This is a genomic window from Thiothrix litoralis (genome assembly GCF_017901135.1).
Classification (GTDB): Bacteria; Pseudomonadota; Gammaproteobacteria; order Thiotrichales; family Thiotrichaceae; genus Thiothrix; species Thiothrix litoralis.
Genome location: NZ_CP072801.1, coordinates 3393298 through 3415213, shown reverse-complemented (window position 1 = coordinate 3415213; position 21916 = coordinate 3393298). Strand labels below are relative to the sequence as shown.

At 53.1% G+C, this 21916-nt stretch carries 22 protein-coding genes; 12 read left to right on the top strand and 10 right to left on the bottom strand.

The genetic code is table 11. The features are described from left to right. Positions 1 to 6 precede the first annotated feature (6 nt). From dld to J9253_RS16510, 4 genes are all read left to right on the top strand, one after another. Positions 7 to 1710 carry a D-lactate dehydrogenase gene (gene dld, locus J9253_RS16525; protein WP_210221992.1) on the top strand — a complete coding sequence of 568 codons (1704 nt, stop codon included), beginning with the start codon at positions 7 to 9 and terminating at the stop codon, positions 1708 to 1710. Positions 1711 to 2211: 501 nt separating this feature from the next. Beyond that, entirely contained in the window at positions 2212 to 3363 is a 1152-nt protein-coding gene (locus J9253_RS16520; protein ID WP_210221991.1) for an RNA-guided endonuclease InsQ/TnpB family protein, read from the top strand. Positions 3364 to 3488: 125 nt separating this feature from the next. Further along, a complete protein-coding gene (locus tag J9253_RS16515; protein ID WP_210221990.1) occupies positions 3489 to 3752 on the top strand; it encodes a type II toxin-antitoxin system TacA family antitoxin in 264 nt (87 codons plus the stop codon). Then, positions 3740 to 4258, top strand: a complete 519-nt coding sequence (locus J9253_RS16510) for a GNAT family N-acetyltransferase (RefSeq protein WP_210221989.1) — start codon at positions 3740 to 3742, stop codon at positions 4256 to 4258. Before J9253_RS16515 ends, J9253_RS16510 begins: the two co-directional genes overlap by 13 nt. Positions 4259 to 4578: 320 nt before the next feature. On the opposite strand, the gene J9253_RS16505 is transcribed toward J9253_RS16510, so the two are convergent. The 4 genes from J9253_RS16505 to J9253_RS16490 form a co-directional block, all read right to left on the bottom strand. Continuing rightward, the gene (locus J9253_RS16505) at positions 4579 to 5073 is read right to left on the bottom strand and encodes a universal stress protein (protein ID WP_210221988.1); all 495 of its coding nucleotides are present in this window, start codon (positions 5071 to 5073) and stop codon (positions 4579 to 4581) included. A gap of 74 nt (positions 5074 to 5147) precedes the next feature. Next, positions 5148 to 6557: a TRAP transporter large permease gene (locus J9253_RS16500; protein WP_210221987.1), complete on the bottom strand. Its 1410-nt coding sequence runs from the start codon at positions 6555 to 6557 to the stop codon at positions 5148 to 5150. After that, positions 6554 to 7090, bottom strand: coding sequence for a TRAP transporter small permease (locus tag J9253_RS16495; protein ID WP_210221986.1), 537 nt, complete (start codon positions 7088 to 7090; stop codon positions 6554 to 6556). Before J9253_RS16495 ends, J9253_RS16500 begins: the two co-directional genes overlap by 4 nt. An 80-nt stretch (positions 7091 to 7170) precedes the next feature. Then, positions 7171 to 8166 (bottom strand): TRAP transporter substrate-binding protein, encoded by a 996-nt coding sequence (locus J9253_RS16490; protein ID WP_210221985.1) that lies wholly within the window; start codon positions 8164 to 8166, stop codon positions 7171 to 7173. Positions 8167 to 8411: 245 nt separating this feature from the next. Here J9253_RS16490 and J9253_RS16485 point away from each other — a divergent pair, with 245 nt between their 5' ends. Both J9253_RS16485 and J9253_RS16480 read left to right on the top strand, forming a co-directional pair. Next, on the top strand, positions 8412 to 10685 hold the full coding sequence (locus J9253_RS16485; protein ID WP_210221984.1) for an NADP-dependent malic enzyme: 2274 nt from the start codon (positions 8412 to 8414) through the stop codon (positions 10683 to 10685). A 63-nt stretch (positions 10686 to 10748) separates the two neighbouring features. Further along, positions 10749 to 11009 carry a hypothetical protein gene (locus J9253_RS16480; protein ID WP_210221983.1) on the top strand — a complete coding sequence of 87 codons (261 nt, stop codon included), beginning with the start codon at positions 10749 to 10751 and terminating at the stop codon, positions 11007 to 11009. Between the two features lie 6 nt (positions 11010 to 11015). Here the strand turns inward: J9253_RS16480 and J9253_RS16475 are convergent, their stop codons facing one another. After that, on the bottom strand, positions 11016 to 11747 hold the full coding sequence (locus J9253_RS16475; protein ID WP_210221982.1) for a MipA/OmpV family protein: 732 nt from the start codon (positions 11745 to 11747) through the stop codon (positions 11016 to 11018). Positions 11748 to 11772: 25 nt separating this feature from the next. On the opposite strand from J9253_RS16475, the gene J9253_RS16470 reads away from it, so the two are divergent. From J9253_RS16470 to hisH, 3 genes are all read left to right on the top strand, one after another. After that, positions 11773 to 12654, top strand: coding sequence for a fructosamine kinase family protein (locus tag J9253_RS16470; RefSeq protein ID WP_210221981.1), 882 nt, complete (start codon positions 11773 to 11775; stop codon positions 12652 to 12654). An 87-nt stretch (positions 12655 to 12741) separates the two neighbouring features. Next, a complete protein-coding gene (hisB, locus tag J9253_RS16465) occupies positions 12742 to 13335 on the top strand; it encodes an imidazoleglycerol-phosphate dehydratase HisB (protein WP_210221980.1) in 594 nt (197 codons plus the stop codon). Further along, the gene (gene hisH, locus J9253_RS16460; RefSeq protein WP_210221979.1) at positions 13335 to 13973 is read left to right on the top strand and encodes an imidazole glycerol phosphate synthase subunit HisH; all 639 of its coding nucleotides are present in this window, start codon (positions 13335 to 13337) and stop codon (positions 13971 to 13973) included. The genes hisB and hisH overlap by 1 nt, the downstream gene beginning before the upstream one ends. Positions 13974 to 13979: 6 nt before the next feature. On the opposite strand, the gene J9253_RS16455 is transcribed toward hisH, so the two are convergent. The 4 genes from J9253_RS16455 to J9253_RS16440 form a co-directional block, all read right to left on the bottom strand. After that, positions 13980 to 14465 (bottom strand): SEL1-like repeat protein, encoded by a 486-nt coding sequence (locus J9253_RS16455; RefSeq protein ID WP_210221978.1) that lies wholly within the window; start codon positions 14463 to 14465, stop codon positions 13980 to 13982. Next, positions 14462 to 15469, bottom strand: a complete 1008-nt coding sequence (locus J9253_RS16450) for a transporter substrate-binding and LysM peptidoglycan-binding domain-containing protein (protein ID WP_210221977.1) — start codon at positions 15467 to 15469, stop codon at positions 14462 to 14464. Before J9253_RS16450 ends, J9253_RS16455 begins: the two co-directional genes overlap by 4 nt. Positions 15470 to 15584: 115 nt before the next feature. Continuing rightward, positions 15585 to 16907, bottom strand: coding sequence for a Gfo/Idh/MocA family protein (locus J9253_RS16445; protein WP_210221976.1), 1323 nt, complete (start codon positions 16905 to 16907; stop codon positions 15585 to 15587). Positions 16908 to 16942: 35 nt separating this feature from the next. Further along, positions 16943 to 18004 (bottom strand): Gfo/Idh/MocA family protein, encoded by a 1062-nt coding sequence (locus J9253_RS16440; RefSeq protein ID WP_210221975.1) that lies wholly within the window; start codon positions 18002 to 18004, stop codon positions 16943 to 16945. 433 nt (positions 18005 to 18437) lie between these two features. On the opposite strand from J9253_RS16440, the gene J9253_RS16435 reads away from it, so the two are divergent. Both J9253_RS16435 and J9253_RS16430 read left to right on the top strand, forming a co-directional pair. Then, on the top strand, positions 18438 to 19610 hold the full coding sequence (locus tag J9253_RS16435; RefSeq protein WP_210221974.1) for an RNA-guided endonuclease InsQ/TnpB family protein: 1173 nt from the start codon (positions 18438 to 18440) through the stop codon (positions 19608 to 19610). A gap of 2 nt (positions 19611 to 19612) precedes the next feature. Continuing rightward, a complete protein-coding gene (locus J9253_RS16430; RefSeq protein ID WP_210221973.1) occupies positions 19613 to 19861 on the top strand; it encodes a hypothetical protein in 249 nt (82 codons plus the stop codon). 295 nt (positions 19862 to 20156) lie between these two features. On the opposite strand, the gene J9253_RS16425 is transcribed toward J9253_RS16430, so the two are convergent. After that, a complete protein-coding gene (locus J9253_RS16425) occupies positions 20157 to 20510 on the bottom strand; it encodes a YkgJ family cysteine cluster protein (RefSeq protein ID WP_210221972.1) in 354 nt (117 codons plus the stop codon). An 81-nt stretch (positions 20511 to 20591) separates the two neighbouring features. Between J9253_RS16425 and J9253_RS16420 the strand changes: the two genes are divergently transcribed. After that, positions 20592 to 21914, top strand: coding sequence for a DEAD/DEAH box helicase (locus J9253_RS16420; protein ID WP_210221971.1), 1323 nt, complete (start codon positions 20592 to 20594; stop codon positions 21912 to 21914). The last annotated feature ends 2 nt before the right edge of the window (positions 21915 to 21916 follow it).

Below are 21916 nucleotides of genomic sequence, written 5' to 3'. Positions count from 1 at the left end.
AAAGCCATGAACCATCCTTTGATTACCACCCTGCAAGGCATCGTGGGTGCGGATAAAGTTACCACCGGGCAACGCCGCACCGAGTATTACCGCACCGGCTTCCGTTCCGGCAGTGGTGCGGCGCTGGCAGTGGTGTTCCCCGATTCGCTGCTGAAATTGTGGCGCGTACTGGAAGCCTGTGTGGCGGCGAACACCATTATCATTATGCAGGCGGCCAAAACCGGGCTGACGGAAGGTTCCACCCCCAGCGGGGCGGATTACGACCGGGAAGTGGTGGTGATCAATACGTTGGCGATGGCGGATATTGTGTTGTTGAATGGCGGTGAGCAGGTGCTGAGTTTCCCCGGTGCAACCTTGCACAAGTTGGAAAAACTGCTCAAGCCGCTCAAACGAGCGCCACATTCGGTGATCGGCTCCTCCAGTTTGGGGGCGTCGATTGTCGGCGGGGTGGCGAATAATTCTGGCGGGGCACTGGTCAAACGCGGCCCCGCTTATACCGAGCTGGCACTGTTTGCGCGGGTAACGGCGGATGGCAAGCTGGAACTGGTCAACCATCTGGGCATTGAGCTGGGCGATTCGCCGGAAACCATGCTGACCCGGCTGGCATCCGGCGACTTTGTGAAAGAAGGCGTGGATGATGGCGGCAAAATGGCTTCCGACCGCGAGTATATCGAACGCTTGCGCGACGTGGATTCCGCGATTCCTTCGCGCTTCAATGCTGACCCGCGTCGCTTGTACGAAGCCAGCGGCAGTGCCGGGAAACTGGCGGTGTTTGCGGTGCGGTTGGATACGTTCCCGGTAGCGCAGCAGGATCAGAGCTTTTACATCGGTACGAATGACCCGCAAGTGCTGACCCGTTTGCGCCGTCACATCCTGAGCCGCTTTGAGAATGTGCCGGAAGTCGGCGAATACATGCACCGCGACAGTTTCAATATCGCGGAAAAATACGGCAAGGATACCTTCCTCACCATCGAAAAGCTGGGCACTGACTGGATGCCGAAACTATTCGCCCTCAAGGGGCGCACGGATGCGACCTTGAATAAGTTGCCGTTACTGCCGAAATACCTCAGTGACCGGGTAATGCAGGGCGCAAGTCATTTGTTTCCGCAGCATTTGCCCGCGCGTTTGCTGACGTTCCGTGACCGTTACGAACATCACCTGATCCTGAAAATGAGCGATGGCGGCATTGCCGAGGCGCAGGCGTTCCTGCCGGAATTCTTTGCGGATAAGGCCAATGACGGCGGGTATTTTGAATGCACGCCGGACGAGGCTAGCAAAGCTTATTTGCAACGTTTTGCGGTCGCGGGCGCGGCGATCCGTTACCAGACCGTCAACAGCCACAAGGTCGGGGAGATGTTGGCGCTGGATATTGCCTTACGCCGCAACGACAGCGACTGGGTGGAACAATTGCCAGAAAGCATTCGTAGCCAGATTGAATATTCGCTGTATTACGGGCATTTCATGTGCCACGTTTTCCATCAGGATTACATCCTGAAAAAAGGCGCGGATGCGAAAGCGGTGAAGAAGGCGATGCTGGAACTGCTGGATTCACGTGGGGCGAAGTATCCGGCGGAACACAATGTCGGGCATTTGTACGAGGCGGAAAACGGCTTACGCGAGTTTTATAAGCAGCTTGACCCGACCAATACGTTTAATCCGGGGATTGGGAAGATGGAGAAGTATAAGAGGAGTTGCAGTTGTTGTAATTGAATGATTTGAATTCTGACTAATCAGATTTTCTTGGCAGTGCTAGTTTTTATTTTACTATTTTTTCTTTGTCATTGGCTATGAAGATTGCAGTGTCAAGTCCCGATAGATCATATCCATTAATGCCGCAATACCTATATCCATGATAAGTTTCCTTGATTGTTTGGTGGTGTACTTTCATTGAGACTAACAGAAAAATAGTAGTGCAAATAAAAATTAATTTAATTAAATTTTATTTATCTGCTTATATTTTCTTGTTATCGAAAAATCTAATGACTCAAGTTTGAGGCACGGATGCAAAGAATGGCGGGATGCACGGAGGACAAAATATCCGATTGAACACAACGTCAGGCATTTTCATCCATCTTGCGCGAGATACCCCGTCCTTCAGGGCGGGGAGGGATAGCGCGTCGGCGGAGCCGACCCTGTTCTCGCTCCTCTTTTCGTTTACGCTATTTTGGTTAAACAGGCACAACGAACACGGCATGGACTACACTGTGAGTCATGCCAACGAAACGCGCCTACAAATTCCGGTTTTACCCAGACCCGCAACAAGAAAAGTTGCTGGCGCAGACGTTTGGTTGTGTGCGTTACGTGTACAACAGCATCTTGCGTTACCGCACGGATGCTTACGATCAGACTCAGGAAAAGGTCAGTTACCTGGATGCTAATGCGCGATTGACCGCCATCAAAAAACTGCCCGAACGGCTTTTTCTGAACGACGTTTCCAGTGTTCCGCTGCAACAATGCTTGCGGAACCAACAAACCGCGTTCAAGAACTTTTTTGAGGGCAGGGCAAAATACCCTGTCTTCAAATCCAAAAAGTATCGCCAGTCGGCAGAATTTACTTACCGTGCTTTTACATTCCGCAACGGTGAACTGAAACTGGCGAAGTGCGCTACGCCGCTGAACATCAAGTGGAGTCGACCACTTCCTGCTGACCCCACCACCGTTACTGTTTCCAAAGATCAGGCCGGACGCTATTTCGTGTCTTGCTTGTGTGAATTTGAACCCACGCTGTTGCCCGTCACCGACAAAAAGGCAGGCATCGACGTGGGCATCAAGGATTTGTTCGTCACCTCTGACGGTTTTAAGTCCGGCAATCCCCGCCACACCGCCCAACACGCGGTTAAACTGGCGAAGTATCAACGCCGTCTTGCCAAGAAGAAACGCGGCAGCAAGAACCGGCTGAAAGCCAAACGCAAAGTTGCCCGTGTTCACGCGAAGATTTCCGATTGTCGTTCGGACAACTTGCACAAACTGTCCCGCAGATTAATAAACGAGAACCAAGTGATCTGCGTTGAAAACCTCGCCGTGAAGAACATGATTAAGAACCCGACACTGGCCAAGCACATTGCGGATGCAAGCTGGGGGGAATTTACCCGCCAACTGGCGTACAAAGCCAACTGGGCAGGCAGGACGTATGTCGAAATCGATAGGTTCTTCCCTTCCAGCAAGCGCTGTAACGGCTGCGGTTTCGTGAAAGCAAACATGCCGCTGGACGTGCGGTCTTGGGAATGCCCCGAATGTGGCGCAACCCATGACCGTGACGTGAATGCAGCACGTAACATTTTAGCCGCCGGACTGGCGGTGTTAGCCTTTGGAGAGAATGTTAGCGGTGATGGCATTTCGGTGTCGTTGTCCTGTTCTCGATGAATTAGGAATCCCCTTCTTTTAGGGAGGGGAGGAAGTCAATTCAGTACAGCTATGGTTTAGGTGATCTCAACAAAACGATCCCAAGTATGCTATTGTATGACAATAAGCATATCGAGGATCACACCATGTCCACTTCCATACTCAGCGTCCGCGTCAACGACAATGAACGCAGCCTGCTGGAAACTGCTGCCAAACAGGCACACACTACCCTGAGCGAATTCATTCGCCGCAAAGCCGTGGAATCTGCCGAACTGGAAGTCATGGAGCGACGTATCGTCGAAATTCCCATCGCCCTTTGGGAGCAGTTTGAAGCGTGGCTCGATGCACCCGCCAAAGAAATCTCTGCGCTGAAACACCTAGCCGCCAGTACGCCAGTATGGGAAAAATAAGCAAACCCCGCCCCTTGGCGGAAGACGATGAGCGTAATGATTTTGACTGTGGCAAGCCTTCGCTGAATACGTGGTTCCAACGCCATGCGTGGAAAAACCAGCAATTCGGCATCTCGCGCACCAATGTCATTTGCGATACCGAGACAGGTAAAATTGCCGGTTTTGTTGCCCTAACGGCTGCGGAAATCCGCCGTGAATTCCTACCCAAAGCCCAACAGCGTAACCGCCCGGAAGCTGTGCCCGCCGTACTACTGGGGCAACTGGCAGTTGATCTGAACTATCAAGGACAAGGGCTGGCAAAATCACTGCTATTCTTTGCCTTCAAGACAGCGGTGCAAATCAGCGAACAAATCGGGTGTGCCTGTATGATCACCCACCCATTAGATGACAGCATCCGCACCTTTTACCAGCATTGGGGTTTTGAAGACACCCCGTTTGACCCGAACCGTTCGATGATCGTGCGTATAGCCGACTTGCGGGCAAATGGGTTTGGCGATGGTGTTTAGGATTGGATAGCGGAGTTTCATGCTACGTGAATTCAAGTCATGCCTGCATTTGCCGTAACAACGGGCGGCTTAGTTCTGTGCGTATGAGCCACTGAGTATTATGGTATGCTTTTTGAAAAGCACATGAGGGATAGCGAATGAATACACACAACCGTATCACCATCGACCCTAGCGTTTGCCACGACAACTGATAAAGTAAGGGTTATTTTTTCCAGTCTTAGACACAAAATAAGGGTAAATAACGCTATTTTGTACAAAAAAACGCCTGCCGACGAGGAGTCTGACAGGCGCAAGTACCACAATACAACTAGAGAGACAAACTATTCCCCGTTCGGAATAATCAACACCGGAACCTTGCTATGTTGCGTCACCGTCCGCGCCGTTGAACCCAGCATGGTGTGATCATTGGCGTGGCGGGTATGGCTGCCAATCACGATCAAATCCGCTGCGTGCGCTTCCGCATAATGGTTGATGACGTGTGCAGGGTTGCCGGGGCTGACCACAATTTTGTCGATGAGCGAATCCTTGTCCTTGCAGAAATCATCTTCTTCCGCGCAATAGTTTTTCAGGCGTTCGCGCATGGTGTCGATGAGCTGGTTCAGGCTTTCCTGCTCGATGTCGTGCACTTGCTTGTCAGGCAAATACATCGACAAAATCGCTTGCCCGGTCGAGCCAATCGGTGCGACGGCGTGCAGCATGATGATTTTGGCGTGATGGATGCGTGCCATATTGAGGGCATGGCGGAACACCGGGCGCATCCTGTCGCCCAGATTGGTGGCATACAGGATGGTCTTGAAAGGTTTAAGTTCGTTCATTCTAGCCTCGGATAAAACAGCGCCTGACCATGAAGATACAGGCGCAAACCACACAAAAAGAAAGTCTTACAACATCAGGAACCCGGTGCGAACCCACGCAATTCGTTCAGGTATTCCGGCAACCACAGCGAAATCTGCGGAACGTATGTGATCAGCAGCAAGAAGCCTAGCAGCAACAGCGTCCAAGGCAGCGATGCCTTAATGACCCAGCCCATACTTTTGCCGGTAATCCCCGCCGTGACGAACAAGTTCAAGCCCACCGGCGGCGTCAACATGCCTATTTCCATATTCACCGTCATAATGATGCCCAGGTGAATCGGGTCGATGCCCAACTTGACCGCAATCGGGAACAGGATAGGCGCCATGATCAGCAGAATCGCAGAAGGCTCCATGAAATTCCCCGCCGCCAATAGCAACAGGTTGACGATGATCAGGAAACCCCAAGCCGGTAATCCCCAGCCCACAATCGTTTCAGCAATGTGGTGCGGAATCCGTTCGGTAGTCAGTACGTGCGCAAACAACATCGCGTTACCGATAATGAACAGCAACATGATGCTCACTTTCGCCGCATCCATAATGACCTTGCGCACTTCCTGATCGCCGACTGACATCACCATTGCACGCGGGAAATACAGCAGGTTACGCATGATTGCAGCGCTAGTGCTCTCGCCTTCGCTTACCCACGGCTTGCCTTTCAGCGGGCCAATGTCACGGTAGCCGTAAACAGCAATCAGGAAAGCGTACACCGCCGCCACTGCTGCCGCTTCCGTCGGGCTGGCAACCCCGCCGTAAATAGCGCCCAGTACGATGAAGATCAGCATCATCCCACCCAATGCCCGCCCGCCGGTTACTAGGAGGGTGCGGAAACCGGGGAAGGGTTGCGCAGGCAGTTTTTTCACCCGCGCCACGATGTAGATAGCCACCATCAGTAACAAGCCCATCATGATGCCGGGGATAAAGCCTGCCTCAAACATTTTCGCCGCTGATACTTCCGTTGCAGCGGAATACACCAGCATAACGATGGACGGCGGAATCAGAATACCCAGCGTTCCGGCCGTGGTGATAACACCCGCGCCAAACGCCATCGGATAACCTGCCCGCACCATGCCGGTAATGACGATTGCACCAATGGCCGCGACCGTGGCAGGGGAAGAACCGGAAACCGCCGCAAACAACATACACGCCAGTACCGAGGCCATCGCCAGCCCGCCGCGCACATGCCCGATAGCGGCAATCGCAAAATCAATCAAACGCCGTGCGACCCCACCCGTGGAAAGGAATGCGGATGACAGGATGAAAAATGGAATCGCCAGCAAAGTATAGTGACCCGACTGTGATTCAAAAAACTTCAGCGCAATCGACCCCAGCGAGTCGTGCGAAAACAGCAGGATGGTGGTGATACTCGCCAAACCCAAGGAAATGGCAATTGGCATTCCGAAGAAGATCAGCGCAAACAGCAGGATAAATAGGAAGGCAATGGTCATTTCAAACCTCCCACGGCTTCTTTTTGCAGTTCCAATACTTCTTTGGCTTCATCGTGCATACTGATCATGGTCTGTTCATAGCGCCACATCCGTATACCGATTTCGATCAGGCGAATTCCGATCAGCAGGAAACCGACCAGCAGGATGCTGTGAGCCTGCCACTTCTTGATAGACATATCGTTCAGCTCAATGCCTACCTTATAAATCTTGCCCAGATATTCCCACGCGCCATACATGAACAGGATGCAATACACCAACGCCGCCGCGACCATGATCAGGCCGATAATGCGCTGGGTCTCTTCCGAAAACTTTTTAACCAGAAAGTCGACGCCGATATGCGCCCCGACCCGTAGGCCATAGGATGCGCCAAACAGCACCATCCACGCGGATAGATGCAAGGTCAGTTCCTCTGACCACATCAGCCCCATGCCGAAACCGAAACGCAAAATAGTCTCGACGAACACCAGCAACGTCATGCCAACCAGCAGCAGTGCAATGATGTTTTCTTCGAGACGGTGAATGATCTTGAGCATTGACGTTCTCCCTCCTCTCCCTAAATACCCCTCACGTAAAGAGAAACCTCTCCCCCGATCAGGGGAGAGGCTTTTCCCGGCTACCCCTCGTTAGCCTTCAACGCTTTGTCGATCAAATCCGCACCGATGGTGTCCTTGAACTTGTCCCACACCGGCTTCATCGCATCGACCCACTTCTGGCGCTCTTCGGCGGTCAGGGTGTAAACGGTGGAACGCTTGCTATCAATGATCGCTTGCTTGTCTTCGTCAGCTTTTTTGACGGACATTTCGTTGCCGTAAGTGACTGCTTCATCCATATCCTTTTTCAGTGCAGTACGCACATCTTCATCCAAGCCATCCCAGAATTCGGAGGAGGTAATGACCATGTAGTCGAGTACGCCGTGGTCAGACTCGGTAATGTCGCTCTGCACTTCGTGGAATTTCTTGGAGTAGATGTTGGACCAAGGGTTTTCAGAACCGTCAATCGCCTTGGTTTGCATCAGGGTGAAGACTTCGGAAAACGGCTTTTTGACCGGCACGCCACCGACGGCCTCAAACTGCGCTGCCAGCACATCAGAGGTCTGGATGCGGAATTTCAGCCCCTTGGCATCTTCAGGGGTTTTCAGTGGCTTGTTGGCAGAAAGCTGCTTCATGCCATTGTGCAAATAGCCCAGACCGATGTAACCCTTGTCTTTCATGGAAGTCAGCAGTGTCTGACCGTCTTCGCTTTGCTGGAATCTGTCGACTGCTGCGATGTCCTTGAACAGGAAAGGCAGATCGTAAATTAACAGTTGCGGGTTGTATTTCTGGAATTTGGACAAGGAAGGTGCAGCAATCTGCACATCGCCCAGCAGCATCGCATCCATTACCTTGTCATCGTCGAACAACTGGGAATTGGGGAATACTTCAACGACTACCTTGTCTTTCAGTGCCGGATCAGCCGCGACCAGATCCCTGAATTTGTTGGCCATCAAGCCTTTAGGGGTGTTTTCAGCAACGACGTGGGAAAACTTGACGGTAATCGGCTCAGCTTGTGCGCTCAGTGAGGCCAGACCCAGTACCACGGCAGCAGTAATGCTCAGGAATGCTTTTTTCATGTTTCTCTCTCTCCAAAGTTAAACGTGTGTGATTCAGTGGTTTATATTGGAAGAAACGTGCCAACGTTGCCCTTTTGACAGATAAATATTTAAAGTCTTTTAAAAACAATTGCTTAATAAATATTTTCGCATTGCACAAAAGTCAGGTAATATCAGACAAACGGCGGAATCCCGCCAGAAGGCATTTTGTCAGGCGGCGGAATTCCGCCACCTCCCGCTAAAAATAGAGAGGATAACAGACCGCTATGAAAGACGAACTAGACCAAGCCGCGCTTGATTACCACGAATTCCCGCAGCCGGGCAAACTCGAAGTGACCCCGACCAAAAACATGACCAACCAGCGCGATCTGGCACTGGCGTATTCCCCTGGTGTGGCGGCAGCGAGTCTGGCGATTGCCGCCGACCCGACGTTGGCGGCCAATTACACCACCCGTGGCAATCTGGTAGCGGTGATTTCCAACGGCACAGCGGTGCTGGGGCTAGGGTCGATTGGCGCACTGGCCTCCAAGCCCGTCATGGAAGGCAAGGCGGTACTGTTCAAGAAATTCGCCGGTGTGAACGCTTTCGACATCGAGTTGGACACGCTGGATGTGGATAAATTGGTCGAAGCCATCGCCCTGATGGAACCCACTTTTGGCGGCATCAACCTCGAAGACATCAAAGCGCCAGAATGCTTTGAGGTGGAAAAGCGTCTGAAAGCCCGCATGAAAATCCCGGTGTTCCACGACGACCAGCACGGTACGGCGATTTGCGTGGCAGCCGCTATCCGTAACGGTTTGCGCGTCGCAGGCAAGAATATCGAAGACATCAAGCTGGTGTGTTCCGGCGCGGGTGCGGCAGCGATTGCCTGCCTCAACCTGCTGGTGGAAATGGGTCTGAAGAAAGAAAACATTATCGTCAACGACCGTTTCGGCATCATTTTCAAAGGGCGTGAGGAGGAAATGAACCCGTACAATGCCGCTTACGCCATCGACACCACCGCCCGCACGCTGGATGATGTGATGGACGGGGTGGATGTTTTCCTCGGCCTGTCTGCGCCGCGTGTGCTCAAGCAGGAGCATGTCAGGGTGATGGCGGAAAACCCCCTCATCCTCGCACTCGCCAACCCTGAGCCTGAAATCCGCCCGGAACTGGTGTACGAAGTGCGTTCCGACGCGATTATGGCCACCGGGCGCAGCGATTACCCGAACCAGGTTAACAACGTGTTGTGCTTCCCGTTCCTGTTCCGGGGTGCGTTGGATGTGGGCGCAACCGAAATCAATGAAGCGATGAAAATCGCCGTGGTCGAAGCGATTGGCGACCTTGCCACCCGCGAAGCTTCCGACGAAGTGGTCTCCGCTTACGGTGGTGCGGAATTCCACTTCGGGCGCGATTACCTGATCCCCAAGCCGTTTGACCCGCGCTTGATGACCATTATCCCGCCGCGTGTTGCCAAGGCAGCGATGGATAGCGGGGTTGCTACTCGCCCGATTACCGATTTCGAGGCTTACGGGCGTCAACTGGAAAGTTTCGTGTTCCGCTCCGGCATGACCATGAAGCCGGTGTTTGAACGCGCCAAACTCAACCCGCAGCGCATTGTGTTTGCCGAAGGTGAATCACAACGTGTCATCAATGCGGTGCAACAACTGGTGGATGACGGCATTTGCAAACCGATCCTGATCGGCGACCCGGAAAGCATTCAGCGCAATATTACCGCTTACGACCTGCGCCTGAAGATCGGCAAAGACATCGAAGTGGTTGACCCGCGTAACAACCCCCACTACGAAAAGCATGTGGCGGAACATTACGCGGTGATGTGCCGCAAAGGCATTACCCCGACCTATAGCCGTCGTGTTATGACCGCACGTACCACCCAAATCGCGGCGGTGATGGTGCGTTGTGGGGATGCCGATGCGATGATTTGCGGGGTAGAAGGTAACTTTATTTCCCATCTGCATTACGTGCGTGACCTGATTGGCGCTCGCCCCGGCTTGGCTGACGTGGCGGCTGTCACGATGCTGATCCTGAAAAAAGGCACGTATTTCCTGTCCGATACCCACGTAGGTGTCAAACCTACGCCCGCACAGCTTGCTGACAATACCGCACTGGCAGCGGAACTGATTACGGGGTTTGGGATGGAACCGAAGGCGGCGTTGCTGTCGCATTCCAACTTTGGCAGCCGCATGAACGAGCATTCCGACAAGATGCGCAAAGCGTTGGAAATCCTGCGCGAGAAGTACCCGCACATTTTGGCCGAAGGCGAAATGCATGCGGATGCGGCGCTGTCACAGGAAATCCGCGACCGCTTGTTCCCCAACGCCGCGTTTGAAGGCGAAGCCAATTTGCTGGTGTGCCCGGATCTGAACTCAGCGAACATTGCCTACAATATGGTGAAAATGCTGGGCGAAGGCACACCTGTTGGGCCTATGCTGGTGGGTACGAATTACCCGGCACATATCCTCACGGAAAGTACCACGGTGCGCGGGATTGTGAACATGGCGGCGTTTGCAGGCGTAGAAGCGGTTAGCCGCAAAGCGTAAGATTTGACAATGGGGGCGTGGAGACGCAAGCTTTTGTGTCTCCACTCAACCCAAGGACGCATCATGAAAACCCTCAGCACACTGGCATTTTGTCTCGCCACCCTCAGTGCTTGCACTCCGCCAACGGACAACAGCCCCACCAGCCGCGCCACGATACACGGCACTGCCGCCAAACCCGATCCGGTAGAAATGAAGATTCGTGCGCTTGAAAAAGCTGGTCAGTTGAAGGTACTTGCGGTACGTGAATCGTTCCCACCTCAGTTCGATATTGAAGGTTCTGCCCCCGCCATCGCCGAAGTTCAGCAATTAAGCGGGGGAAAATAAGGCGTTTTACCAGCGGTAGGCAACACCCATCGCGCCACCCCAAATGGTGCTGTTGTCGATGATCGGGCTGTCACTGATGGCGCTGTCGTAGCCGGTAACATTTGCCTCACCCACCAAGGTCAGGCGTTTACTGATCGGCTGTTCCAGCAGCACGCCTGCTTTCAGTGCCAGTGCGGCATCGGCTTGATAGGCTGGGCGGCCTGCTTTGACCTCATCCGCATCCACGCCCACGTAATAGTCGGTCATGTCGGCGGAAAGCCATTGCGCTTCCATATACGGGCGCACGGCGGCGTATGACCCGGCAAGCCGTTGGGTGTAACGTGCTTTGACCTGAGCACCTTTGTGTGCGCCCGCTACATCTTGTGCTAGATCAACGGTAGCGCTGCCGCTGGCGAGTTTCCATGCACCACCGACCCGCAGGTTGATGGCGCGATCCAGTGATTTCATGTCTTGCAGCGTGGGGCTGTCGCCGCGCTCATAATCCCAGTCATCCAGACCCGCGCCGATATAAAACTCGCGTTGCGGGGTGGCGCTTAAGGATAGTGTAGGGCCTGCAATATCAAACTCATTGTTGCCGAGCATGACAGGTTTGCCACTCAGTGCCGCATCACCATCAACAAAGGGCGATTGGCTAACGGTCGCAGCCAAACCCACATTCCAGCCTGCGGTGGCGCTGTCGTCAGCATGGGCGGGAAGGGTTGCCAACAATGCCATTGCGGCACACAATGTATACTTCATATTCATGATCCTAGTGTCAAATTAAGTGAAACCTAACACCACCACCCTGACCCAACTTGTGCTCCAGCGCCATGTGGGGAATGCTGTTGTTATCCGCAGCGTTGAAGCCGCCAGTGGCGGGTGTATCAACCAAACCAATAAGGTAACACTTGCCGATGGTTCCCGCTATTTCCTTAAGCTGAATCAAGCCAGTATGCTGGAAATGTTTGCAGCAGAAACAGCGGGGCTGGCAGCTATTCGCGCCAGTAACACCCTACGTGCACCTGAGCCGTTGGGCTATGGTGTCGAGGGGAATCACGCTTACTTACTGCTGGAATACTTGCCGCTGCAAAATCTGGGCAACCTCTCGCAGGCTGGTGAACAACTGGCGGCGCTGCACCGTTATACTGCCGCTCAACATGGCTGGTTCCGTGACAATACCATTGGTGCTAGCCCGCAACGTAATCCACAAGATGCTGATTGGGTGAGCTTTTGGCAGCAATACCGCCTCGGTTTTCAGCTTGAACGGGCGCGGCGCAATGGCTACCCCGGTCGGTCGTATGAATTGGGGATGCAGCTTAAGGATGCATTAGGCGCTTTCTTCACTGACTACCAGCCTGTAGCCTCCTTGCTGCACGGTGACTTGTGGGGTGGCAATCTGGCTTATCTCGCGGATGGCAGCCCGGTGGTTTACGACCCGGCGGTGTATTACGGCGACCGTGAAACCGACCTTGCCATGACCGAGCTGTTTGGTGGCTTCGGGGAAGATTTTTACGCGGCTTATCAGGCGGCATGGCCGGTGGATAGCGGCTATGCGGTACGTAAGACGCTGTACAACCTGTATCACATCCTCAACCATTTCAACTTATTCGGCGGGAGTTACGGGGAACAGGCGGCGCGGATGACGGAAAAGCTGCTGGCAGGGTAGCACGGTAGGGGCTGTGGTATTGGAGCATAGAGAGCAAGCCACCCACTGTGTTAGAATCTGGGCAAACTCACTGTTACAGGTTTAGCTATGACCGCACGTACCGCCAGCGTAGAACGCAACACACTCGAAACCCAAATCCGCGTCACCGTCAACCTCGATGGTACCGGCAAAGCCCGCTTTGACACCGGCATCCCCTTCCTCGAACACATGCTCGATCAGGTTGCCCGCCACGGCATGATCGACCTCGACATCGAATGCAAGGGTGATAAGCACATCGACGACCACCACAGTGTCGAAGACATCGGCATTACCTTGGGGCAGGCTTTTGCGAAAGCCGTCAGCGACAAGAAAGGCATCCGCCGTTACGGGCACGCCTATGTGCCGTTGGATGAAGCGCTTTCCCGCGTGGTTATCGACTTTTCCGGCAGACCGGGGCTAGAACATCAGGTGGAATACCCCCGTTCCAGCATTGGTGCGTTTGAAACGGATTTGTTTTACGAATTTTTCCAAGGTTTCGTGAATCATGCGTTAGTGTCGCTGCACATCGACAATCTCAAAGGGCGCAATTCTCACCACATTGCCGAAACTGTTTTCAAAGCCTTCGGGCGGGCGCTGCGCATGGCGCTGGAACTCGACCCGCGCATGGCGGGCATCATGCCATCCACCAAAGGGTCGCTGTAATGCAAAAAATCGCTATCATCGACTACAACATGGGCAACCTGCACTCGGTGGAACGCGCCGTCGCCCACGCTGCCGGAACGGCTGCCAGCGTGGTGATTACCGCCGACCCTGACATGATTTTGCAAGCGGACAAAGTGGTGTTTCCGGGGCAAGGTGCGGCGCGTGACTGTATGCGTGAACTCGAAACCCGTGGCATGGCGGACGTGGTGCGCGAAGTCATCCAGACCAAACCCTTCCTCGGCATTTGCATGGGAATGCAGGTATTGATGCAGCATTCCGAAGAAAACAGCGGTATCGAATGCCTCGGTGTGTATGAAGGCAACGTGCGCTATTTCGGCACCGTGCATCAGGAAATCGGTGTGCGCCTGAAGATTCCGCAAATGGGTTGGAATCAGGTGTGGCAGCAGATGGAACACCCGCTGTGGAAAGGCATCCCCGACGGGGCACGCTTCTATTTCGTGCACAGCTACTACGTGGAGCCAGTAACGCCAGATCTGATTGCCGGGTCTACCGAATACGGCATCAGCTATGCGTCAGCGATTGCGCGTGACAATGTGTTCGCGATTCAGGCGCACCCTGAAAAGTCCGCCGATGATGGCCTGAAACTGCTGGAAAACTTTGTTAACTGGCAGGTTTAAAGCCAGTCACAGTTGCGGCTGTTCTTGCTGCAACTGTTGCAACCATTGCTTGGCAGAATCACGGGTAGCGGCGTCATCAGCCGTCGCGGCCTGCTGGTAATGGTTGGTCGCTTCTTCCAGATTTTTCGCTACACCCCAACCATTATGGTATGCCCGGCCTAGCCACAACACTGCACCCTTGTCGCCTGCCATGCTTTCGGCTTGTAAGAAGCTGAAACAGCTTGTTTGCCGTTGCGCATCATGACTGCCCAAACTGTCCGCAATGTCGCTTAGTGAAGGGATTTTCCCCGCTGTGCCGCATGTTGCGGGCGGTGCTAGTGTTGCTTGTTCGGTTTGTGTGACGCTGACTGGCGCAGTGCTGGGTGCGGCCTGTTTCACTAGAGTGGGCTTGGTGGCAAACCAGCCAAACGAGAACAGGTAGCTGCCGATCAGGATGGCAAACAGTGATGCAATAATGAAGATTTGAATAATCCAGAAACGGGTAAGTCTCATAACGTCTCCTTGGATTTTGGCATGATCAGGATATCACCCGCTTCCAGCAGGTTGGGGTTGGGGATGCGGTATTTGTTGAGTTCCCAGATCGTTTTCCAGCTTGCGGTCGTGCCCAATTTTTCCGTGGCAACTTTTCCTAGGGTATCACCGCGCTGGATCGTGTAAGTGTCGCTGCCTTCGGGGACTTCCTGAGAAATCTTGAAGGGCAAGTAGCGTTTGATCAGGCCAACATAGTCATCGCTGGCTTCGATGCTCTCGATGGCGCTGTTGAGGGCTTGCTGCAATTCTGGGTTGCCTGACTTGAAACCTACCGCGTAGTTGCTTTCATTGAGGTTGAAGGAAACAATTTGCAGGCGTTTGAAGGCTTTGATTTCTTCCAAAGCTAGCGGGTAGTCGTAAATGGCAGCATCCACCTCACGGTTATCCACGTGGAACAACCAGCCCGGCCCCAGATAGGTTTTTACCGCTTTACGGTTGGCAATGTTTTCGTCGATCCAGCGGGTAACGGCAGGGTCATCGTAAGCGCCAATGTTTTTGCCCTTGAGCTGTTTGATGGTTTTGACCGGGCTACCTTTGGGGACAATCAGGCACAGACCGAAATCCAGATAACTGTTTGACCATGAGATCCCTTCAATCGAGTCGTCGGGGACGTAGCCCGCCATGAAAATGTCAGCTTTGCCCTCTTTTGCCAAGGTGGGCAGCTTGTCGTAATCGTCTTCCACCAGCTCAACGTTGGGGATGCCGAGGGCTTTGGCAATGCGCTGCGCCAGCTCGTATTCAAAGCCTCGCTCCTTGCCCGCTTCATCAACCCAATAGAGTGGCGGGAAATCCGGTTCAGTGGCAACACGCAATACGCCCGCCTGTTGGGCAGCCTTCAGCACATTACCGGGTTCGGCGTTTACGGCTGGCGCGTTGCTGGTAGGTGGCGGTGGCGGGGGAACGGCTGCTGCGCTTGTTGCAAAGCAAAACAGGGCGACACCACAAGGCCAAATAAACTTCCGCATACCAAACTCCCATCTTGTTATTTCTCGTCAATACAGCAAGAGTATAAGGCGAATGGTAGCAAGACCGCTGTTGACAAGACGAATGGTCGGTTTTTGGGGGTAATCTTCGGCATCCTCACCCATGCCTATGCATACGTTCAATCACTTTTTCGATGGCTGCGGTTAAAAAGTTACGTGAATCGCCACCGTATTGCCGTGTGGCATCCAGCGTGCGTGGTAAAGGGCGCACAGGTTCAAACGTGGTGGTGAGTTTATAGGGTTCGCTGGTTTCCCCCGCGTTTTGCATCGCTAGCGCCAGCTCATTCACATGCAGAACAAGATCAGCGGGGATGTGGCTACGACGCTTGTTTTCGATGGCATCGGCAAGTTCGGCAACTCCCCTGAAAAAATCCATGAATACCAGCTCCCGCTTGCTCAGCATTTTGACGAGTAAACCCAAAATTCCCCGCTCTTTATGTTTAAACTCTCGAAGTCGGTCGGGATATTGCGAAAGGGGTTGGCTAACCAGTTGTTGTTGCTTGCCGCCTACGCCAAAAACCCATTTCAGTAAATGGCTTTCGCGCACACTGCGTGCTTTGCGGGCATTCAGGCTCATTTGGGAAAATCGCTCAAGATAAACCGGCGTGGCGTAATGCCAGCACTCATTGGCACTTAATAAACCCTCATCTCCGACAATCTGGATGCGGTGATCATAAGTACCTACGATGCTGCACGTCAGGCGTGCCACAACACCGGAGGCAAAGACGATACAGGCAATGGCGAGATCAGGGGTATCGGGCGGATTCAGCGGCAAATCAGTTTTATCGGGAACAACACAGGAAGAAAAACTGCTGATGCTTTTCGCAGGCCCGAAAATCGAGCAAAGCCATGTCAGGTAATAGCCAGAGTGCTCCAGCGTGCAACCTGTTTGATACTCGTTTAAATAAGGCCAGCGGATGCCACGGGCGTTCTTCCAGTTCTCGGGTTTCATACGGTAAATGGGGTTGTCGTCAAGCTCGGCATACACAATACGCGGCTTGCCAATCGCGCCATCTTCCACCGCTTTCCAGAGGGTTTGCGCTGTTTCACTCAATACGCTGCAAGGTGCGCCCGATACCATCAGCCCTTTTTTTTCGGCTAACGCTATCACTTCCCGCGCCTCATCCAGATTTATGCCCAGTGGTTTTTCACAATACAGGTGCTTACCTGCATTCAGCGCCATCATATTCACGCGATGATGATTTTCCGGTTCGGTCAGGTTGACAACAATCTGTACCGCCGGGTCAGCCATTAGCGCTTCGGTTGAATCATATACGCGGGTTTTGTAGTAATTCGCCAGAATATCGGCACGCTCGCGCTGTAAATCCGCAACGCCCAACAGTGTTAAATTAGCGTGATAATGCAGTGTTTCCATGTAGGGGTCAGCTACATAGCCACAACCAACGATGGCAATGTTCATGGTTTCTCTCCGCTTAAACTAAAAAAAGATGGGCTTTATTGGGCAAGCAAACGATCAACGATTTCCATAATGGCGACACTTTCTGACAGCGGCATAATGGCGCTTTCGCGTTTGCCACCCTGTACGCACTGGCGAACTTCTTCAGCCTGATAGTGGTAAGCATTGCCTGCATAAAGGGCATTCACTGTTTTGCCTGCTCTTGCCGTTAACAGTGGCAATAAGTGCTGATGGAGTTTGTGCAAGGTTCCCGATTCCCTGATGTGATCCTTGTTACCGGGCGGTTGTGCTGGGGCGCGTTCCAGCGGCTGTGAGGTAAAAACCCTTAAGCGGGAAGGACGATAAATCGGGGCATCCAGCTCCATGCGGGCTTTGCTGCCAGAAATACTCAGATTATTGGGCAGGTCAGCGATGAGGCTTACACTGAATTGCGCGGTGGTTTTACCTTGCCAGCCCAAGGTAATGGCGGCTTGCTCGTCTACTTCACCGTTCGCACGCAGGAGCACGCCACTCACATAATCAGGCTTACCCAGTAAATAGACGGCTAGCGAAATGGGGTAAACACCACGATCCAGTACTGCGCCGCCGCCCATGGCTTGATTAAATAAATGATTGGATTCGGATGGCACTTCCTGAATGCCAAAGCTGCCATTTAACAGGCGTATTTCACCCAGCTCACCGGCATCCACCATGGCTTTGAGTTTTTGAACAGCCGGGTTAAAACGTGTCCACATCGCTTCCATGCAAAAAACACCGTTTGCCTGTGCTGCTGCGCGAATCTCTTCCGCTTCGGCTGCATTCATCGCAAAGGGTTTTTCAACCAGCACGGCTTTTGACGCGGCAATACACATCAGCGCTTGCGACGTGTGTACGTTGGGGGGCGTGGCAATGTAAATGGCATCGACGTTTGCAAGCGCGGCAATGTCTGCGTAACTGCCACAGGTGGCAGCCACCTTCAAGCCTGCTGCAAAAGCCTTGGCCTTCTCTGGAGACCGGGAAGCAACCGCGACAATCTCATGAGCACCCAGTGCTTTGAGACCCAAGGCAAATTTGCCTGCCACAAAACCTGTACCAAAAATTCCCCACCGAAACTTGCTCATCTGTTTTTATCCTATAGTTAGGAGCGGAAGCTACAGGAGACAGTCTATCTGGAATTGCCCCGAGACATAGGTGATCTTTATCAACAATTTGTCCAAGAGTGGTGGATAATTTTAGCTGGATTTATACAAGGGTATCCGCAGCAACTGAAATTTTCTAGGATATGATGGTTCAGCCCGCAAGTCGGCTATGCGGCACGATCACCGAACATTAGCTACAGAATAACCAAGTCATACAACTGCTGTGCCCCTTCCGTCACAATTCGCTGCGCCCAACTTGATTTCATTTTCATCCATCTTGCGCGAGATACCCCGTCCTTCAGGTCGGGGAGGGATAGCGCGTCGGCGGAGCCGACCCTGTTCTCGCTCCTCTTTTCGTTTACGCTATTTTGGTTAAACAGGCACAACGAACACGGCATGGACTACACTGTGAGTCATGCCAACGAAACGCGCCTACCAATTCCGGTTTTACCCAGACCTGCAACAAGAAACGTTGCTGGCGCAGACGTTTGGTTGTGTGCGTTACGTGTACAACAGCATCTTGCGTTACCGCACGGATGCTTACGATCAGACTCAGGAAAAAGTCAGTTACCTGGGTGCTAATGCGCGGTTGACCGCCATCAAGAAGCTGCCCGAACGGCTTTTTCTGAACGACGTTTCCAGTGTTCCGCTGCAACAATGCTTGCGGAACCAACAAACCGCGTTCAAGAACTTTTTTGAGGGCAGGGCAAAGTACCCTGTCTTCAAATCCAAAAAGCACCGACAGTCGGCAGAATTTACTTACCGTGCTTTTACATTCCGCAACGGTGAATTGAAGCTGGCTAAGTGCGCTGCGCCGCTGGACATTCGATGGAGCCAGCCACTTCCTGCTGCCCCGACCACTGTCACCGTGTCCAAAGATCAGGCCGGACGCTATTTCGTGTCTTGCTTGTGTGAATTTGAACCCACGCTGTTGCCCGTCACCGACAAAAAGGCAGGCATTGACGTGGGCATCAAGGATTTGTTCGTCACCTCTGACGGTTTTAAGTCCGGCAATCCCCGCCATACCGCCCAACACGCGGTTAAACTGGCGAAGTATCAACGCCGTCTTGCCAAGAAGAAACGCGGCAGCAAGAACCGGCTGAAAGCTAAACGCAAGGTTGCCCGTGTTCACGCGAAGATTTCCGATTGCCGTTCGGACAACTTGCACAAACTGTCCCGCAGATTAATAAACGAGAACCAAGTGATCTGCGTTGAAAACCTCGCCGTGAAGAACATGATTAAGAACCCGACACTGGCCAAGCACATTGCTGATGCAAGCTGGGGGGAATTTACCCGCCAACTGGCGTACAAAGCCCACTGGGCAGGCAGGACGTATGTCGAGATCGACCGTTTCTTTCCTTCCAGCAAACGCTGTAACGGCTGCGGGTTCGTGAAAGCAAACATGCCGCTGGACGTGCGGTCTTGGGAATGCCCCGAATGTGGCGCAACCCACGACCGTGACGTGAATGCGGCACGTAACATTTTAGCCGCCGGACTGGCGGTGTTAGCCTTTGGAGAGAATAAGTCTTCGGTGACAAAGCCTATCAACGCCCGGATGCTGCCGACATTGAACAATCCCAACAGTTGACTGTGCGGACACCGGTCAAAAAGAAGAAGGGACAACGCTATCTGGAAGCAGACGAACAGTGGCTGTCAACCGCTGTGTCACAAGTACGCCAACCGATTGAATCGCTGGTTGCCTGGATTGAGAAGAAAACCGGTATTGAATTCGCATCAAATGTACGTTCATACCAAGGGTTGCTCGTTCATGTCTTTGGCGATTGGCGGCAGCTCTGGTTTTCTGGAATCAGCTACGAAAATGCCCTTAATTCACATTGAAGTACTTGGGTAATGGCAAGATCAGTTCAGATGATCCAGAGTTCGACCAGCAGTTAAACCATGTGCTGAACTTGAATTATTCACGTCTGGTACAAAACCGTAAAAAGATAGTGGGGGATATGATCGCTCTTCTAAGCAGAAAAGAAGGCAGCCGCACACCCTCACAAATTCAGAAAATTCTGGAACATTGGGCTGTTCCCCATAGAGATGGTCAGCTTCAGTCTTACAGCGGTGTTGCCATTTACTTTCTTAACAAACGTTTGGCTCGGACATAAAGGAACAGGCATTTTTTTGCTCACACCAGCACTTGGCGGGTTTCCTTGAAAAACCGCATGATCTGCTGCTCCAGTTTGGGGTCAATCATCACCTCCGGGCGTTTGCCGTTAGGGCAAGCCAAACGCGGAGTGGTTCCAAACAGACGGCAGATCAGCGGACGTTCGGCGTAAACTTGGCAGCCCTTCTCACCAAGATGCGGGCAACGTAAATCAGCAAGCGCTGCATCGTGTTCCGCTTCACTTTTTTCTGGCAGCCGCGCCATCTCCTCGCTGGAAGTGGTGACGGGGCCGCAGCAATCGTGGCAACCGGGTACGCAGGCAAACGCGGGAATACGCTGGCGGAAATAGCGAAGTTTTTGGTCGTTTTGAGTCATGGTGAGATAAACGCCTCCTTAGGTTAACCCACATGATACGCCTTGCTTGGTAAATGCCGTACAATTGGTGGGAACGTCGTCATGACATCCCGTCATGGCATCAAGGAATTACGACACATGGAACAAGCACTCGCGCCGGAACTCGCACCCCCCACTTTCGCCGATTTCGCGCTGGCCGAACCGCTGCTTCAAGCGATCCAGAAACTGGGCTTTACCCAACCCACGGCGGTACAATTGGCAGCCATTCCCCGCGCTCTGACGCGCCGCGACTTGCTGGTCAGTGCCGAAACCGGCAGCGGTAAAACCGTCGCGTTTTTATTGCCCACGCTGCATCATTTGCTGGCAAACCCTTCCGACGAATACGGTACTCGCGCGTTGGTGCTGGTGCCGACCCGCGAATTGGCGAAGCAAATTTACGAACAGTGCCAGAAACTCATCGAATTCACCCCGCTGCACGTCGGGCTGATCACGGGTGGTGCAGATTTCCGCGTGCAACAAACCATGCTGCGTAAAAATGCTCAAATCGTCATCGCCACACCGGGGCGCGTGCTGGAGTTGATGGTAGAGAAAACCCCCGACTTTTCCCGGCTGGAGGTGTTGATTCTGGACGAAGCCGACCGGATGCTGGAAATGGGTTTCAGCCAAGAGCTGCAAACCATCGCCGAAGCGTGCAACAAACACCGCCAAACCTTGCTGTTTTCCGCGACCCTCAACCATGATGGCATCCTGACTATGGCGGATCGCGTATTGCGTGACCCGGAAATGGTCGGGCTGAATACCTTGCAAGATCAGCACGATAATATCGAACAGCAAGTTATCCTCGCCGACAACGCCGAACACAAACAGCGCCTTCTGACGTGGTTGCTGCTGAATGAAACCTTCAACAAGGCGCTGGTATTCACCAATAGCCGCGCCAAAGCCGACCAGTTGGGCGGCGTGTTACAGGGCAAAGGCGTGCGTTGCGGCGTGTTGCACGGCGATATGGATCAGAAAGAGCGTAATCGCATCATGGCCTTGTTCCGCCAAGGCACGATCACCACATTGTTAGGCACTGACCTTGCGGCGCGTGGCCTCGATATTACCGGCGTTGAACTGGTGGTGAATGTTGACGTGCCACGCACCGGTATCCATTACATCCACCGCATTGGGCGCACCGGGCGCAACGACACGAAAGGCTTGACCATTGCGCTGGTGCAGGACAGCGAATGGAATTTAATGGTCGGTATCGAACGGTTTTTGAAACAGCGCATCAATCGCCGTACTATTAAGGGTCTTGAAGGCACGTATACCGGCCCCAAAAAGCTCAAAGCCTCCGGTAAAGCGGCAGGCAGCAAAAAGAAGAAACTTGCCAAAAAGGCAGCGGCCAAAAAAGGCACCAATGGAACCAAGGGTAAAAAGCGTTAAGT

What these genes read in the sequence shown, in the direction of transcription:
- J9253_RS16440 (WP_210221975.1), bottom strand. Translation starts at nt 18,004, where the DNA reads ATGAGCAAGTTTCGGTGGGGAATTTTTGGTACAGGTTTTGTGGCAGGC.
- J9253_RS16515 (WP_210221990.1), top strand. Translation starts at nt 3,489, where the DNA reads ATGTCCACTTCCATACTCAGCGTCCGCGTCAACGACAATGAACGCAGC.
- J9253_RS16490 (WP_210221985.1), bottom strand. Translation starts at nt 8,166, where the DNA reads ATGAAAAAAGCATTCCTGAGCATTACTGCTGCCGTGGTACTGGGTCTG.
- J9253_RS16480 (WP_210221983.1), top strand. Translation starts at nt 10,749, where the DNA reads ATGAAAACCCTCAGCACACTGGCATTTTGTCTCGCCACCCTCAGTGCT.
- hisH (WP_210221979.1), top strand. Translation starts at nt 13,335, where the DNA reads ATGCAAAAAATCGCTATCATCGACTACAACATGGGCAACCTGCACTCG.
- J9253_RS16435 (WP_210221974.1), top strand. Translation starts at nt 18,438, where the DNA reads ATGCCAACGAAACGCGCCTACCAATTCCGGTTTTACCCAGACCTGCAA.
- dld (WP_210221992.1), top strand. Translation starts at nt 7, where the DNA reads ATGAACCATCCTTTGATTACCACCCTGCAAGGCATCGTGGGTGCGGAT.
- J9253_RS16445 (WP_210221976.1), bottom strand. Translation starts at nt 16,907, where the DNA reads ATGAACATTGCCATCGTTGGTTGTGGCTATGTAGCTGACCCCTACATG.
- J9253_RS16420 (WP_210221971.1), top strand. Translation starts at nt 20,592, where the DNA reads ATGACATCCCGTCATGGCATCAAGGAATTACGACACATGGAACAAGCA.
- J9253_RS16455 (WP_210221978.1), bottom strand. Translation starts at nt 14,465, where the DNA reads ATGAGACTTACCCGTTTCTGGATTATTCAAATCTTCATTATTGCATCA.
- J9253_RS16425 (WP_210221972.1), bottom strand. Translation starts at nt 20,510, where the DNA reads ATGACTCAAAACGACCAAAAACTTCGCTATTTCCGCCAGCGTATTCCC.
- J9253_RS16485 (WP_210221984.1), top strand. Translation starts at nt 8,412, where the DNA reads ATGAAAGACGAACTAGACCAAGCCGCGCTTGATTACCACGAATTCCCG.
- J9253_RS16520 (WP_210221991.1), top strand. Translation starts at nt 2,212, where the DNA reads ATGCCAACGAAACGCGCCTACAAATTCCGGTTTTACCCAGACCCGCAA.
- J9253_RS16510 (WP_210221989.1), top strand. Translation starts at nt 3,740, where the DNA reads ATGGGAAAAATAAGCAAACCCCGCCCCTTGGCGGAAGACGATGAGCGT.
- J9253_RS16500 (WP_210221987.1), bottom strand. Translation starts at nt 6,557, where the DNA reads ATGACCATTGCCTTCCTATTTATCCTGCTGTTTGCGCTGATCTTCTTC.
- J9253_RS16495 (WP_210221986.1), bottom strand. Translation starts at nt 7,090, where the DNA reads ATGCTCAAGATCATTCACCGTCTCGAAGAAAACATCATTGCACTGCTG.
- J9253_RS16505 (WP_210221988.1), bottom strand. Translation starts at nt 5,073, where the DNA reads ATGAACGAACTTAAACCTTTCAAGACCATCCTGTATGCCACCAATCTG.
- hisB (WP_210221980.1), top strand. Translation starts at nt 12,742, where the DNA reads ATGACCGCACGTACCGCCAGCGTAGAACGCAACACACTCGAAACCCAA.
- J9253_RS16475 (WP_210221982.1), bottom strand. Translation starts at nt 11,747, where the DNA reads ATGAAGTATACATTGTGTGCCGCAATGGCATTGTTGGCAACCCTTCCC.
- J9253_RS16450 (WP_210221977.1), bottom strand. Translation starts at nt 15,469, where the DNA reads ATGCGGAAGTTTATTTGGCCTTGTGGTGTCGCCCTGTTTTGCTTTGCA.